Raw genomic sequence first — 14,679 nt, 5'->3', positions numbered from 1 at the left:
TAGCGTGGTGGTAACCCGTTTGATCCCGCCTCGTCTGGTTACAGTGGGCGCGTGCCCGAACTCTTCTCCTCCGCCGAACTCGCAATGCTCGAGACACTCGAGTACCGAGACTCAGAAGTTCTCCAGCTCTCCGCCTCGCTGAGAGATCAAGGATTGGAACCCGACCGCGTCTCTGCCGTGCTGACCCAAGCCAAATTGCGCCGAGACGCCACCGCCAAGTGGGGCCCCGAAGCCTCTACCTCCCTCTTTACGCGCACCGGACTCGAACAAGCCACGCGTCGAGGCGTAGCCGACCGCCACGCTCTCCGTTTCGCCAATGCCGGGATCGACACCGTGGCGGACCTAGGGTGCGGCTTGGGCGCGGATTCGGCCGCGTTGCTTCGCGCGGGGGTGGCGGTGGTATCCGTCGACATCGACCCACACACCGCGACCGCCGCCCGTCACAATCTCTCGGCTTTCCCCCTCTCCGAGGTTCGCGAGGCGGACGTCATGTCCCTCGACCCCTCACACCTTAAGACGTCCGACGGGCGGCCCGTCCAGGGGCTCTGGCTGGACCCGGCCCGTCGAGAGACCTCAGGAGGGACGACCTCGCGCCTCTTCGATCCCGAGGCATTCTCGCCGCCGTTTTCTGCCATCACCGCATGGGCGGAGCGAGGCATGCCGATGGGCGTCAAGATGGGCCCGGGCATGGACCACGCCGCTATCCCCGATAACGCCGAAGCGGAATGGGTCAGTTGCGGGGGCGACGTCGTCGAACTCGTTTTGTGGTTCAACGCTCTCGCCCGTCCGGGAGTCCGAAAGGCCGCGACGATCCTGAGCTCAGACCCGCTCTCCCCCACGGTGCTCGCCTCACTGGAATCTGACGAAGATTTTGACGCTGCCGACACGCAGCCCATCGGGCCCACGGCGCAGTACCTCTACGAGCCGGACGGTGCCGCGATCCGCGCGGGACTTGTGAATCAGCTCGTGGCGGCGACCCGAGGACACCTCCTCGACCCTCGAATCGCGTATGTGACATCGGATCACCGCGTGGACGTGCCCTGGGCTACCGGGTGGGAAATCGAGGAGGTTCTGCCCATGAAGGTCAAACAACTCAAGAAATGGGTCCGCGAACGCGGCATCACCCGCTTGACCATCAAAAAGCGCGGCGTCGACATCGTGCCCGAATCTCTTCGATCTCAGCTGCTAGCTGGCATCAAAAAGTCCGCCAGGGGCAAATCAGCGACCCTGATTCTGACCCGGTGGGATTCGCCCGACGGAGAGCGACGCGCAGTATTTTCTGTGCGTCGCATCGAGTAGCCCATCCGGAGAATTGTCGTTCCGACGGTCGAAAAATATCTCGCGTGTCGCGCCCTCGAGAAGGCCTCGTGCCCTCACACTTCCCCCGCTAAGATGAATTGACTCTAGCCGCAAGGACGTTCATGATCCCCTTTTCCACATCTCAGCAGTCGAGCCTCGGCATCGAATGGGAGATTGCCCTCGCCGATCGAGAATCGGGTGATCTCGTTTCCGCGGCCGACGAATTGTTGGCGGCCGTCAAGGCTCAACATGGCGAGTTTGTCGAGCCCGAAGGCCTCGCTCCTCAGGTGACCGGGGAATTTCTGGCGAATACTGTTGAGGCCGTAACCGGCGTCTGCACCACGGTGGCCGAAGCCACGCAGCAACTTGAACGGCTCGCGGGCGCACTTCAGGAATGTGCGGACCCCCTAGGCATCGATCTCTATTCGGCGGGCACACATCCGTTTACTCGATGGAGCGACCAGCCCGTCAATTCCAAGGACCGCTATCAAAAGGTTCTGGATCGGACGCAATACTGGGGCCGCCAGATGCTCATTTATGGCGTGCATGTTCACGTCGGTCTCGATTCACGGGATAAGGCACTTCCCGTGGTCCGGCGCCTCGTTCGGTACTACCCGCATCTTCTCGCGCTCACGGCGAGCTCACCCTATTGGGAAGGCGTGGACACCGGATATGCGTCTCAACGAGCGATGATTTTCCAACAGCTTCCGGCTAGCGGCATTCCGTATCAATTCGCGTCGTGGTCGGAGTACTCAGACTATATCGACGGATTAATTGCCGCTGACACGATCGCGGAGGAATCCGAAAATCGCTGGGATATTCGACCGGTGGCTCGATTCGGGACCGTCGAAATGCGCGTGTGCGATGGTTTGGCCACCATCGACGAAATTGGGGCCGTAGCCGCGCTGACCCAGTGCATCGTCGAAGAGGCCTCTCGTGCCGTAGACGACGGTCAGACCGTTGAGTCGCTCCCCCATTGGTTTGCCCAAGAAAATAAGTGGCGCGCCGCTCGATACGGGCTGGATGCCGACGTCATTACGGCGGCCAGCGGGTCCGTCCGCCCCGTCCGGGTCGAGCTCGAAGAACTCGTCGAACGACTTGCGCCCATCGCCCAGGACCTCGGATGCGCATCGGAACTCGCCTACATCTCCACGATCTTGGCTCAGGGACCCGGATATGTTCGGCAACGTCGCGTTTTTGAGGAATCGGGCGGGAGCCTGCGCGACGTCGTCACATCGACCATTAGCGCGACCCGAACCGGCCGCCTCTAGAACGAACCCAGGAGGCTTTCCCCTCCACGGAACGGGCGGAATCTAGGCTGAGGCCACGGACACGGTGGTCACGGGAAGCGACGGATCCACGGCGAAATCGAGTCCCGTCGGCTCCACCCCGCCCATGACCAATCGAGCGCCCAATGCCGCGACCATCGCTCCGTTATCGGTGCACAAGGACAACTTCGGGACGACGAGCCGAATTCCATGGTCGGCGCATCGCTGCTCTGTCAGCGCCCGCAGGCGGGAATTGGCCGCAACGCCTCCACCGAGCAAGAGCGTGTCGATCCCGTTCTCGGTGCACGCCAACATGGCTTTGTCCGTGATGACCTCGGCCACCGCCTCTTGGAAGGATGCCGCGACATCGGCCACGGGGACGTCGAGCCCCTCTGCCTCGATCCCCTCGACCACGCGCGCGACCGCCGTCTTCAATCCGGAAAAGGAGAAATCGTAGCGATGCGGCCCCGGCTCCTCCGGCGTTCCCATATATTTGCGAGCCGTCAGGCCTCGCGGCAGACGGTATGCGGCAGGGTTGCCCTCCGCCGCGGCGCTGTCAATCGCGGGCCCTCCCGGGTAACTCAAGCCCAAGATGCGGGCGACCTTGTCGTAGGCTTCCCCTGCGGCGTCGTCCAAGGTTGCGCCGAGCAGTTGCACGTTAGACGAGATGTTATTGACCTTGAGAATTTCGGTATGACCGCCGGAGACTAATAGCGCACCGAGTCCGGTCGGAAAGTCGCCCCCGGCTCCTTGGGCAACATCCACGCCGTCCAAGAGGCCGACCCCCACGTGAGCCACGAGATGATTGATTGCATACAGGGGTTTACCCGTGGCGACGGCGAGCGCTTTGGCGGCACTGACCCCAACCATCAAGGCGCCCGCCAGGCCTGGACCACTCGTCACCGCAATGGCGTCGATGTCGTTCAGCTCGAGGCCGGCCTCTGCCAGCGCCGCGTCGAGCGCCGGTACCATGGCTTCGAGGTGGGCCCGTGAGGCGATCTCGGGGATCACGCCTCCGAATCGGACATGGTCCTCCATCGACGAGGACACGGTGTTCGTTAGGAGGGTGTCCCCCGCGACGATGCCAATTCCGGTCTCGTCGCACGAAGATTCGATACCCAGAACGATCGGCTTCTGGACTGCAGAATCAGCGGTTGGCATCGGGGGCCTCCTTCGTCGTGGTCGCGGACGGACCGTGTAGGTCGAGTTGCATGATGATGGCGTCGCATCCGCCCGCGTAGTACCCGCGACGACGATGAATTGCGCTGTATCCCATGGATTCGTAGAGCCTTTGAGCTCGGTGGTTATCGGCGCGGACTTCGAGCATCATGACCTGTGCACCCGCGCGAACCGCTTGGTGGTGCATCCGTGTCATGAGCCAGCGACCGATTCCCAAGCCTTCATGCTCAGGCGCCACGGCGATGGTCTGTACGTCGCCCGTCTCTGCCACGGCCATCATGCCGGCGTACGCGACGACGCACCCGTCGAACTCAACGACCGTGTATCGACGAACAGGGTGGCACAGCTCCGCCAGAAACATGTCGACGGGCCACGCGTCGTCGGGGAACAGTCGCGATTCCAGCGTGTGCACGGATTCCACGTCGGAGAGTGTCATGGGACGGGCCAGGTAGCCGCCGGGCAAGCCACGGGAATCGATGGGCTCCTGATGATCGGGAGGCTGCCGCTCCGTCTCAGGACGGGGACCAATACTCGGCTGATTCACCGCGTAGCACGCTTCCTTCCGGTGGGCACTCGTGCGTCAGATTCCCGAAGGTACAAAGGGCTGGTGGACTCCGACGCCGTCGCCAAGCCTTGCCGCAGAGCCGCTCGAACCAACCATTCCGCCCACGGCTCATCGTCGAGATGCCCCGGCAACGGCGTCAGTGCGTCCGAATAAAGGGCTGCCCCGCGACCGGCCGTAACCAGCCCCGATTCGAGGTCCGTGGCTGGCCCAACGGCGGGTCCGGACATCCGGTCATATCCAGAACTCTGGGGTGCCTGCGGGGTGTTAGTCCGGAGACGGTACGTCGCGGAATACACTTCTCGACGGCGGGCGTCCGTGGCAACCTGGAACACCTCGAGCCCCGAGCGGGCGGCATCGCGCCACACGCCTTCCGCGATGGCGTCCAGGCTCATCACGCCTCGAAGGGGCACGGACCAAGCCCACGCCATGGTGCGTGCCGTCGCGATTCCGGCGCGGAGTCCTGTGAATGGTCCAGGGCCGACGCCGGTCAGGATCATCCCGAGGTCTGGGCCGGAGATACCTGCGTCGTCCAGAATGGCCTGGATACCAGGGGCCATGGCTTCGGCGTGTGAACGAGTATCCTCCGTCTGAAAACGCCCGACCACCGCAACCTCACCGGTGAAGGGCTCACCCAGCGCGGCGTCGTCGTCGACGTGGAGCAGGGCGCCGCTGGCTATGGACGATGAATCGCAACCGAGAATGAACACGGCCCACAGTCTACTGCTCCGAGCTCAGCCTTCGCTCGCGTTGCATAATTTGCGCCGAAGGTTGGTCACCTCGTCGACGCGCCATCGAGGTCCCACGAATTGAATCGTCATGCGGCGAGGCTCGGTGTCTTCCTCGTCGCCCTGAATGACGGGCGCGTCATCCCCCAGCGACCGTTCGAGCACGATCTCAATTCGAGATTCAGAAAGATGCTCGACGAGACCGGCGCCCCATTCGATCACCGTCACGGAACGATCCATCGAGTATTCAAGGTCGAGGTCATCGACCTCTTCCGGACTGCCGAGTCGGTAAGCATCCACGTGCACCAGATCCGGTCCACCTGGCCGAGAGCCCTCGGGATCGTTGGGGTGAATCCGAGACAACACAAACGTCGGGGAAATGACGTTGCCGCGCACGCCGAGCCCCTCGCCCAGAGCTCGGGTAAATGTGGTCTTCCCCGCGCCTAACTCGCCCGTCAAGATGACGAGGTCGCCGCTTCGCAAATTCCCTGCGAGCGCATGAGCAATGCGGGCGGTAGATTCTTGGCTACTCACCAGGATCTCTACCTCCGAGGCCTGATGATCGGTGGATTCCACGCTCACGAATCTGACTCCTTGAGGTACACCCGATCGAGTCGAGGCGACATTCGGGTGACGATTTCGTAGTTGATGGTCCCCGCCGCCTCGGCCCATTCATTCACTGACGGATTCGCCCCAGATCCAAAGATCACGACCGGGGCGTGAAGGTACCCCAGGGAAGGATCGGTCAATCCAGGCCGACCCAAGTCCACGACCATCTGGTCCATGGCGACCCGTCCGACCTCTGCGTAGTTCGCCGTGGCATCGCCGGTGGGGTAAATCCGCACGGGGCCGCCGGTCGCGACGCGAGGTATTCCGTCCGCGTATCCGACCGGAACGAGTGCCAAAGTCGTCGGGCGCTCGGTGTGGTACCGGAGTCCGTAGGAGACGCCCTGACCCGCGGGAACCTCCTTGACTGAACTGATGAACGATTGCACGGTCATGGCTGGTCGCAAGCCCCATTTTTCCGGGGGAACCCCTTCCAAAGGAGACAATCCGTAGAGCGCGAGACCCACCCGAACGGCATCTCGGGTGATGCGGTTGCCTTGGCCGCGGTCCGCGTATCGGACGGACGTCAGGGTTCCGGGGGTATTGGCGATGTGCACCAGCTCGGGGCGGAGGCCCGCTTCATGAGCGATGGCCTCGGCTTCTTCCAAGCGGTCGAGCTGCACCTGGGTTTCTGGACGTTCGGGCTCGTCGGCGACGGCCAGGTGAGAAAAGATGCCGACGACGCGAAGCAGTCCCTGTTTCTCCAGCGCGACGGCTCGCTCAACCATGTCCGGCCAGTCGGCGATCGTGCATCCGTTGCGTCCCAGCCCCGTATCGATCTTGAGGTGAACCTTGGCGGGAATGCCGGTGCGTGCCGAAGCTTCTGCGGTGGCTTCCATGTCCCAACCGGAGACGCCGATTTCGATGTCGGCCTCCAACGCGGCGTCGAAATCTGTAGCCCGCGTATGCAACCAGGCCACCATGCGGCCTTCAACCCCAGCGGCTCTCAGTCCAAGGGCCTCGCGCACGTGCGCCAGTCCGAGGGCATCTGCTCCGGCGTCCATCACGGTGCGCGCAACGGGTTCGGCGCCATGTCCATAGGCATCCGCCTTAACGACGGCGATCAGCAGGGTATCCCCGATCAGTTCCTTGACGCGCTTCACGTTGCTGGCGATCGCGTCGAGATCGATCAGAGCCGCGCGTTCAGGCAGCGCCTGATCGAGCAGGAACTCGTGGCGTTGCCGTTCTGGCTCTGGTGTCATCGCGGAATTGTGGGGGGACAGCATTTTTTCATTCTCTCACCGCAGCAAAGCTCTTTCGAACCGTGAGTCCGACTCATCATCGGCGAGTCCTCGGCCCGTCACGTAGGGTGGTTGATGTGTCGAGTCCCGGTCATGATGAGCAACGTTCCGTGCATCTCTTCAGCATGCACACTTCTCCCCTAGCCCAGCCCGGTGACGGCGACGCGGGCGGCCTCAACGTCTATGTTGCCCACCTATCGCAAGCTCTGGTGCGGGAAGGCTACTCGGTCGAAGCATTTACGCTCGCTACCGACGTCGCACAAGTACCCCATAGCCACGGCGATCCCGAACGAAGCGCCTCGGGCCGGACGACCGTTATCCCGGGGTATTCGGTTCACACCTTGTATCTGCCGGAGATTCGAGGGGCCTCCAAGGAAGAGCTTTCGGCTTGGACCGAGGTTTTCGGCCAAGCCTGCTCGCGGTACGCCGTCAACCATGGTCTCCGCCCGGACGTTCTCCACGCACATTATTGGCTCTCCGGCGAGGCTGCCATGCATTACCGAAGCACCCTCGGTTCCTCAGCGCCGCTGGTTTTGACGCTCCATACCTCCGCCCTCGCCAAAAATCTTCAGTCGGACAACGGTGAGCGGCCCGAACCGCAACACAGAGCCGACGTCGAACGCTTCTTACTGACGAACGCCGACGCGACGGTGGTCAATACGCCGCACGAGCTGCACCACATGAGCGACCTCTACGGAGCCCCCGAGGAGCGGATGCACGTCATCCCGCCCGGCGTCGACTTGGAAACTTTTCATCCGGGTGAGCCACGGAAGGCCGGCAATCCTGACGAGTTTCTGGTGGTCTTCGCCGGACGGCCCCAACCGTTGAAAGGACCAGAAATCCTCATCGACGCCGTCGCTCTAGCTGCACCATTCATTCCCGGGCTACGACTCGAGATTCGAGGCACCGCATCACCGGATTATTTGGACGGACTCAAAGCCCGGGCCCGTGAGCGTGGACTCGAGGATCGATGTGCGTTTCTTCCGGCGAGCGGCAGAGCCGAATTAGCCGCGGCATTTCGGGCCGCAGACGCCGTCGCTTGCCCTTCTTCGTCCGAAACTTTCGGACTGGTGGCCCTAGAGGCCCAAGCCTGCGGGGTTCCCGTACTCGCCTCAGACGTGACCGGGCTGCGAGCCGCCCTCGACGACGGACGAGCCGGCCGACTCGTGAGTCCTCGGACTCCCGAAGCGTGGTGCCAAGCCATCCTCGATCTAGCCTCCGATTCAGAGGCTCGGATCCGTCTGGGACAGGCAGGAGCGGCCCATGCGCGCTCCTTGGGCTGGGACCAAGCTGCCTACACCACCGCACAGCTCTATGACCGATTGCTGAATACCACGAAGTCATCACAGACTCACCCCACCCGTTCTGAGGAGCACCATGTCGAATCTGGATCGTGAGGCGCTGGGGCGCCACCTGGAACAGACCAAAATCACAGGTCAGGTCGCCACGCCAAGGGAAATCAACCTTGCACATATCACCGGCTTCCTGGAGGGCCAAGAACACCTCGAATTCGGCGTCGACATGCGCCAGCCATGGAGCTGGGACGAGGTCTTCGATCTCATGGTCGAACGCTGCGGCATCGATCCGGACCGGAATCATACGGAAGGACAGGACACCATTGGTACGCGCCAGTGCCTCGATTCCTTGGACCGGTACCGTGAACGGTTTTGGGCGGCCGTCGACCAGGAGGCGGACATCCTGTTTGCAACCGGACATCCAGCGGGCCTCTTTCCCATTTATCAACACCTCGCCACCGCCGCCCGCGAGAACGGGGCACATGTCATGACGATTCGCGAGGGCATCGAATTCAACGGCGGGGACCTTCGTCAGATCAACGATGTCGTCATGTTTCAGCAGTATGGTTCCCTCGCCCACACACACTTTTCCGAGCCGATGCGCCGCGTTCTCGAACAACTCGGCGATCAGGGTCGGCGGCCCAGTTTCGTCGTGGCGGACCACGGTTGGGCCGGGGCGGCCGCTTCCGCGGGCATTCCGACCATCGGGATCGCCGATTGCAACGACCCGGGGCTCTTCGTCTCCGAGGCACAACGCGACCTCGAGGTGTGCGTCCCCATGGACGACAACGTCCTGCCCGGTTACTACTCAAAAGTAACCAATTACATACTCGACCGCCCACTGAAGGCGGCCTAGACCTTTATACTCAATAGTTGTACTTAAGAGTATTTCGCCTCCAGATCTCGCCAGTTTGGAGGGCACCGCCAGCCGGGGTAGGGGGACCACCGAGCTATGTTGCATTCCAGGGGCGCACCCGCGCCTACCAGAGAGTTACCGCACCGCATGACGTGGAGCACAAAAGCCGTGAAGGTTTTGTCGGCGACCGATGCGGTCGCCATCGTCATCGCAGTTTTCATCGCGCAGTTTTTGCGCTTCGGCACCGACAATAATGCCATTCTCCCGATCGAAAATGACAATTCGATCGGTTACTCGATCATCTCTACCGCGTTGTGCTTGGCGTGGTGGATCGCTTTGTGGCTTGGTGGTTCTCGCGATTCGCGCATTCTCGGCGCGGGCAACGACGAGTACCGCAAGGTCATTTCGTCATCGCTGTGGGTTTTTGCGTTCATAGCTATTGGCTCCTATGCCGGCGGCATCGAACTCGCTCGCGGCTATGTCCTCATCTCCGCGCCCCTCGGTATCGTCGTTCTCCTCGCCCAGAGGTGGTTATTCCGGGCCTGGATCGTTCGACGGCGCCACAAAGGGGGCGCTCTCATTCGGACCCTAGTCATCGGGGATGCTGAGTCCACCGCCCACTTGGTCAAGACGATGCGCGGCGCACGGAACTACGGCTATGACCCCATCGGCGTCTACTATGCAGGACTGGATTCGGAGAAGCTTCCACAGCACTCGGATCTTCCACTCCTCGGCCGCAGCATACGCCCGGAAGAGATCATGCGAACGGTTCGCGAGCATGCCGTCGACGTCGTCGCGATATCCACTGGGCACATGATTTGGCCCAAGAATCTCCGCAAGCTCGGGTGGCTGTTGGCCGACCAGCACGTCGGATTGATCATGGCTCCCGCACTGACCGATATCGCCGGGCCGCGTTTCCACACTCAACCGCTCAACGGATTACCACTGATCCACGTCTCCACACCTCGCATGCGGGGTCCGGCGGCACTCGCCAAGAGAATCCTGGACGTCTTCATTAGCGGCCTCGCGCTCCTCGTACTTTCGCCGCTTTTCCTCCTTCTGGCGATCATCATCAAGATCGACTCGCCCAGAGGACCTGTGTTCTTCGCACAGCAACGGGTAGGACTCGAGGGCCTTCCTTTTTCCATGTACAAGTTCCGTTCCATGGTGCCGAACGCCGAAGAATTAAAGAAGCAACTCATGTCCCAAAACGAGGGCCACGGAGTGCTGTTTAAAATGGCCAACGATCCACGCATCACCCGGGTCGGCAAGTTCATTCGGCGCTATTCTTTGGACGAATTGCCGCAGCTGTGGAACGTGCTGACCGGAGAAATGTCCTTGGTGGGACCTCGTCCTCCCCTGAAGGACGAAGTCTCTCGCTACGAAGAAGACCTCCATCGCAGGCTCCTCGTCAAACCGGGAATCACCGGCCTGTGGCAAATCTCCGGACGCTCCGACCTCCCGTGGGAAGAATCGGCCCGGCTGGACCTTTATTACGTGGAAAATTGGTCGGTTCTGGGAGACATCTTGGTCCTCGTCAAAACCTTGCGCGCCGTCGTCCGGTCGAGTGGAGCCTACTAATCCATCAGGTGGGCGATCGCGTCGGGGATCCTGGCCGCTGCGATGCTCGGGGGTACGGGCCCCGGCTGCACGCAACTCATACGACGTTGAATCAAGAGGGCACCAGCGGCGACCCTCCCCCACGAGTCGTCGTCGCTGGCTCCCCCGGCTTCCGCTCGGGCGCCCCACGCTGCTATTCCGGCTCCCAAAATCCCGGTGAGGGTGTCGCCTGATCCGGCCGTGGCAAGCCATCCGCTATTGCCTGAATGCGCCCACGTCTTCGTCGGACCGGCCACGATGGTGGTGGATCCCTTGAGCAGGATCGTTCCGCCCAGGACCTTCTGAGCGGCCCTAGCCCATACCAGCGGGCATTCTTCGATCTCGCTGCGGCTGGGGAAACCGTCCTCAGGGAACCGCTCGTCATCCATGCCGGCGTCACACGCAGCGTCCCGTAGTTTCCGATCGCCTTGAAGATGGAGGCGAACAAACCACTCGAGGGACTGTGCGAGCTCTCCGGCGTGAGGCGTCATGATCACGTGAGGTTTCGCGGGTCGTCCGTCGGCGGCGTCCCGGGCCAGCATGTCCAAGGCCGCGGCGTCGGCCACCAACGGCAGGCCTGAATCGATGGCCTCGCGAATGTCGACTTCGCGGTCCCGACCAGTGGCTCCAGACCCGATGGCCCATGCCTGGACTCGATGAGCTCCCACGCCACTGGTGCGCACCGCCTCGGGGCAGGAAATTCCGACGAGCCCTGCAAACGAGTCCCCGCCCGTATACCGCACCATACCGACGCCTGAATTCAAGGCCGCCCGAATACACATGAGTCCCGCACCCGGGTATTCGTCTGACCCAACCACGGTACCGAGCACACCGCGCGTGTATTTATGGTCCCCCTCGCGTGGAAGGGGCCAAATATCCGAGAAGTCCCGGACGTAGAGAGCATGCACCGTGGGTTCCGGTAGCTGATCAGCCAATCCGATGGGTAGGTCGACGACGCGCCCCACGAGGCTCCGGTGCGGGGTTGCCACGAGTCCCGACGTGGCCCCGATAAACGTCACGGTGAGGTCGGCCGGAAGGACTGGCCCGAGGGCCTCACCTGTCGTGGCGTCGAGGCCGGATGGAACGTCGCACGCGATGACGTAGGGATTCTGCCGACCGTTCTTGGCACAATCTCCTTCTTCCAAACGGGCCCGAAGACCTTCGACGATCTGTCTGGCCACTCCGCGGAGGGCACCTCGGCCGCCCGTTCCGACGAGTCCGTCAATGATCACGTCGGCTTGGACCGATAGGTCAACCGCAGAATTCACGAGGGCTTCACCGTCAGTCCCGACCGCGTGGAAAACCTTGCCACCGGCTTTTTCCAGGGCCTCTCGGCCTTGTTCGTGACATTGTTCGTTGACCAATACTGCGGTCACTTGCACGCCCTTCGAGCGCATGTAGGCTCCGGCGAACAAGGCATCCCCGCCGTTGTTCCCCTTTCCCACGAGCAAAACCGCTTCCTTGCCGAAAGCGGTCTTGGTGCGATTCGACAACATGCGGACGGTGGCTTCACCAAGCCCTTGGGATGCGCGCTCCATGAGCGGCTCCCCTGCCTCAAGGGCCGGAGCCTCGACGTCGCGAATTTGCCTCACCGAATACGTTCTTAGGCCCATGTAATCTCCTCTAACATCTGCGCCGCCGCCAACTCGTCGGCGTCGAGTCGTTCCGCGATCACGCTCGCCACGGCCACTCCGCCGTCGTGCGTGATGCTCACGTGCCACCGATTGATGCCTAAGCGCTCAGCCGTTTCCTGGATCGTTCCCGTGACCACCAGAAGAGGAGCTCCATAGCGATTCTTCTCGATCCAACAGTGCTTCCAAATCATCCCCGGCGGCGCGTGAAGGGCTTTGGCGGTCGCTTCACGCACCGCAAATCGGCCTGCGAGGGATCGGTCCGTGAGGTCTTGTTCATCGGGTGTGAAGAGCCGATCCCGCAGACGGGGAGTTCGGGCAAGAATGTGCGAGAAACGTTCGATGTCGACGACGTCGATCCCCGAACCCATAATCACGGCAAACTCTCCTGATGTCTCGTGGCCTGATGTGGTGGATGACGGAATGCGCCACCTGAGGCACCCCGATAGCCGAAACGCCCGCTGCACCAGGATGCAACGGGCGTTTTCACGGCATGGTTACTCGACGGTGACCGACTTGGCCAGGTTACGCGGCTGATCGACGTCGTAACCCTTGGCGCCGGCCAACGCGCAGGCGAAGATCTGCAACGGGACCGTGGCCAGGAGCGGCTGCATCAGCGAGGGCGCCTGGGGAACGTAGATCAGGTGGTTTGCGTACTGCTGGACGTCCTCGTCGCCTTCCTCGGCGATCACGATGGTGATCGCCCCGCGAGCGCGAATCTCCTGAATGTTGGACACGACCTTGGCGTGCAACGAGTCCCGCCCCCGAGGAGACGGCACGATCACGAAGACCGGCTGACCCTCTTCGATCAGGGCGATCGGGCCGTGCTTGAGCTCGCCCGCGGCAAAGCCTTCTGCATGGATGTAGGCGATCTCCTTGAGCTTCAAGGCGCCTTCCAAAGCCACGGGGAAGCCCACGTGACGGCCAAGGAAGAGCACCGAAGAAGCATCCTTCATCTGGATGCCGAGATCCTTGACCTGTTGCTCCGCGTCAATGACCTTCTGGACCTTCTCCGGCATCTTCTGAAGCTCGTCAAGTACCTCGACGATTTCATCGGAGTACATGTTTCCGCGGAGCTGGGCCAGGTACAGGCCCAACAAGTACGCGGCGGTGATCTGGGCCAGGAAGGCCTTGGTCGAAGCAACCGCGATTTCGGGTCCGGCGTGCGTGTACAACGAGGCATCGGATTCACGCGGGATCGACGATCCGTTGGTGTTGCAGATCGCGATGACCTTGGCACCCTGTTCACGGGCGTGACGGATGGCCATCAGCGTGTCCATGGTCTCACCGGACTGAGACAACGCGACGACGAGGGTCTTCTCGTTGACGATGGGGTCGCGGTAACGGAACTCGTGAGCGAGCTCGACTTCGGTGGGAATACGGCACCAGTGTTCGATGGCGTAACGAGCAACCTGCCCGGCGTAAGCCGCCGTACCGCAAGCGATCACGACGATTTTATCGACTGAGCGAAGGACGGACTCGTCGATATGGATTTCGTCGAGGGTCAACCGACCCTTCTCATCGAGACGACCGAGCAAAGTGTCGCGCACGGCGGCGGGCTGGTCGTGGATCTCTTTATCCATGAAGGAAGAGAAACCGCCCTTTTCCGCCTGAGTTGCGTCCCACTTCACCTCGAAGGGCTTGCCCTCGGCGGGGTTACCTTCGAAATCGGTGATCTGGTAATCCGTTGCCGTGACGGTGACGACCTGGTCGTTGCCCATCTCGACGGCCTGTTTGGTGTAGTCGATGAAGCCGGAAACGTCCGAGCCGAGGAAGTTCTCGCCCTCGCCCACGCCAATCACGAGCGGTGAGTTGCGACGGGCTGCCACGATGCGGTCCGGCTGATCCGCGTGAATCGCGAGCAAAGTGAAGGCGCCTTCGAGACGCTGAGAGGTCTTCTGCATGGCGAGCGTGAGGTCATGCTCTGCCTCGCCGTTATAGATATGTCCGAGCAGCGTCGCCGCGACCTCGGTGTCTGTCTCCGAGACGAAGTCATAGCCCTGAGCGGCAAGTTCTTTGCGCAATTCGGAGAAGTTTTCGATGATGCCGTTGTGCACCAGGGCGAGGTGACCGTTGTCCACCACGTGCGGGTGGGCATTCTGATCGGTCGGCCCGCCGTGTGTTGCCCACCGGGTATGGCCGATGCCCAAAGTTGCGTTTGGCATGGGCTTGGCCTCAAGCTCCGCGTCCAGCGCGGCTACCTTACCTGCCTTTTTGCGGTACTCCACCGCGCCGTCGGCAACGACAGCAACGCCTGCCGAGTCGTAGCCCCGGTACTCAAGGCGTCGCAGCCCCTCGAGAACGACATCGAGTGCATAGTACTGACGATTGGCCGAGTCGCTCTGGCCTACGTATCCAACGATTCCACACATACGCTCAGCTTATCCCACGTGAAGTCACGATGCGGTCAACACC

At 62.0% G+C, this 14,679-nt stretch carries 13 protein-coding genes; 5 read left to right on the top strand and 8 right to left on the bottom strand.

Annotation, left to right across the window (positions count from 1 at the left end; all coding sequences use genetic code 11):
* Positions 1-51: 51 nt before the first annotated feature.
* Both D8M21_RS01680 and D8M21_RS01675 read left to right on the top strand, forming a co-directional pair.
* Complete coding sequence (locus D8M21_RS01680) at positions 52-1,299, top strand: class I SAM-dependent methyltransferase (protein ID WP_238650918.1); 1,248 nt, start codon at positions 52-54, stop codon at positions 1,297-1,299.
* A gap of 122 nt (positions 1,300-1,421) precedes the next feature.
* Complete coding sequence (locus tag D8M21_RS01675; RefSeq protein ID WP_048682642.1) at positions 1,422-2,570, top strand: glutamate--cysteine ligase; 1,149 nt, start codon at positions 1,422-1,424, stop codon at positions 2,568-2,570.
* A gap of 42 nt (positions 2,571-2,612) precedes the next feature.
* On the opposite strand, the gene tsaD is transcribed toward D8M21_RS01675, so the two are convergent.
* Genes tsaD through alr form a run of 5 tightly spaced genes read right to left on the bottom strand, consistent with a single transcriptional unit; the run spans position 2,613 to position 6,844 of the window.
* Complete coding sequence (gene tsaD / locus D8M21_RS01670) at positions 2,613-3,728, bottom strand: tRNA (adenosine(37)-N6)-threonylcarbamoyltransferase complex transferase subunit TsaD (protein ID WP_048682645.1); 1,116 nt, start codon at positions 3,726-3,728, stop codon at positions 2,613-2,615.
* Positions 3,715-4,290 carry a ribosomal protein S18-alanine N-acetyltransferase gene (gene rimI, locus D8M21_RS01665; RefSeq protein WP_238650916.1) on the bottom strand — a complete coding sequence of 192 codons (576 nt, stop codon included), beginning with the start codon at positions 4,288-4,290 and terminating at the stop codon, positions 3,715-3,717. The genes tsaD and rimI overlap by 14 nt, the downstream gene beginning before the upstream one ends.
* The gene (gene tsaB, locus D8M21_RS01660) at positions 4,287-5,018 is read right to left on the bottom strand and encodes a tRNA (adenosine(37)-N6)-threonylcarbamoyltransferase complex dimerization subunit type 1 TsaB (protein ID WP_053090017.1); all 732 of its coding nucleotides are present in this window, start codon (positions 5,016-5,018) and stop codon (positions 4,287-4,289) included. The genes rimI and tsaB overlap by 4 nt, the downstream gene beginning before the upstream one ends.
* 24 nt (positions 5,019-5,042) lie before the next feature.
* Positions 5,043-5,612, bottom strand: a complete 570-nt coding sequence (gene tsaE, locus D8M21_RS01655; RefSeq protein WP_048682767.1) for a tRNA (adenosine(37)-N6)-threonylcarbamoyltransferase complex ATPase subunit type 1 TsaE — start codon at positions 5,610-5,612, stop codon at positions 5,043-5,045.
* Positions 5,613-5,614: 2 nt separating this feature from the next.
* Positions 5,615-6,844 (bottom strand): alanine racemase, encoded by a 1,230-nt coding sequence (alr, locus tag D8M21_RS01650; protein ID WP_048682771.1) that lies wholly within the window; start codon positions 6,842-6,844, stop codon positions 5,615-5,617.
* A gap of 116 nt (positions 6,845-6,960) precedes the next feature.
* Here alr and D8M21_RS01645 point away from each other — a divergent pair, with 116 nt between their 5' ends.
* The 3 genes from D8M21_RS01645 to D8M21_RS01635 all read left to right on the top strand — a co-directional run bounded on the left by D8M21_RS01645 (position 6,961) and on the right by D8M21_RS01635 (position 10,615).
* Positions 6,961-8,280, top strand: coding sequence for a glycosyltransferase (locus D8M21_RS01645; protein WP_126855598.1), 1,320 nt, complete (start codon positions 6,961-6,963; stop codon positions 8,278-8,280).
* Positions 8,261-9,034, top strand: a complete 774-nt coding sequence (locus D8M21_RS01640) for a phosphatase (RefSeq protein ID WP_048682653.1) — start codon at positions 8,261-8,263, stop codon at positions 9,032-9,034. Before D8M21_RS01645 ends, D8M21_RS01640 begins: the two co-directional genes overlap by 20 nt.
* A gap of 147 nt (positions 9,035-9,181) precedes the next feature.
* The gene (locus tag D8M21_RS01635; protein ID WP_126855596.1) at positions 9,182-10,615 is read left to right on the top strand and encodes a sugar transferase; all 1,434 of its coding nucleotides are present in this window, start codon (positions 9,182-9,184) and stop codon (positions 10,613-10,615) included.
* On the opposite strand, the gene D8M21_RS01630 is transcribed toward D8M21_RS01635, so the two are convergent.
* From D8M21_RS01630 to glmS, 3 genes are all read right to left on the bottom strand, one after another.
* Complete coding sequence (locus D8M21_RS01630; RefSeq protein ID WP_048682661.1) at positions 10,612-12,246, bottom strand: NAD(P)H-hydrate epimerase; 1,635 nt, start codon at positions 12,244-12,246, stop codon at positions 10,612-10,614. The two genes, D8M21_RS01635 and D8M21_RS01630, sit on opposite strands and share 4 nt — an antisense overlap.
* Entirely contained in the window at positions 12,237-12,641 is a 405-nt protein-coding gene (locus D8M21_RS01625) for a holo-ACP synthase (RefSeq protein ID WP_048682664.1), read from the bottom strand. The genes D8M21_RS01630 and D8M21_RS01625 overlap by 10 nt, the downstream gene beginning before the upstream one ends.
* A 120-nt stretch (positions 12,642-12,761) precedes the next feature.
* Complete coding sequence (gene glmS / locus D8M21_RS01620; RefSeq protein WP_085529256.1) at positions 12,762-14,636, bottom strand: glutamine--fructose-6-phosphate transaminase (isomerizing); 1,875 nt, start codon at positions 14,634-14,636, stop codon at positions 12,762-12,764.
* Positions 14,637-14,679 lie beyond the last annotated feature (43 nt).

Source organism: Kocuria sp. HSID16901 (assembly GCF_003989425.1).
GTDB lineage: Bacteria > Actinomycetota > Actinomycetes > Actinomycetales > Micrococcaceae > Rothia > Rothia massiliensis.
Note: the sequence above shows the minus strand (reverse complement) of the source record. Positions and strands in the feature narration are given on the sequence as shown.

Bases quoted from the DNA above. Each gene is read 5' to 3' on its own strand.
- D8M21_RS01675 (WP_048682642.1), top strand. From the start codon at position 1,422: ATGATCCCCTTTTCCACATCTCAGCAGTCGAGCCTCGGCATCGAATGG.
- tsaD (WP_048682645.1), bottom strand. From the start codon at position 3,728: ATGCCAACCGCTGATTCTGCAGTCCAGAAGCCGATCGTTCTGGGTATC.
- alr (WP_048682771.1), bottom strand. From the start codon at position 6,844: ATGACACCAGAGCCAGAACGGCAACGCCACGAGTTCCTGCTCGATCAG.
- D8M21_RS01640 (WP_048682653.1), top strand. From the start codon at position 8,261: ATGTCGAATCTGGATCGTGAGGCGCTGGGGCGCCACCTGGAACAGACC.
- D8M21_RS01635 (WP_126855596.1), top strand. From the start codon at position 9,182: ATGACGTGGAGCACAAAAGCCGTGAAGGTTTTGTCGGCGACCGATGCG.
- D8M21_RS01630 (WP_048682661.1), bottom strand. From the start codon at position 12,246: ATGGGCCTAAGAACGTATTCGGTGAGGCAAATTCGCGACGTCGAGGCT.
- glmS (WP_085529256.1), bottom strand. From the start codon at position 14,636: ATGTGTGGAATCGTTGGATACGTAGGCCAGAGCGACTCGGCCAATCGT.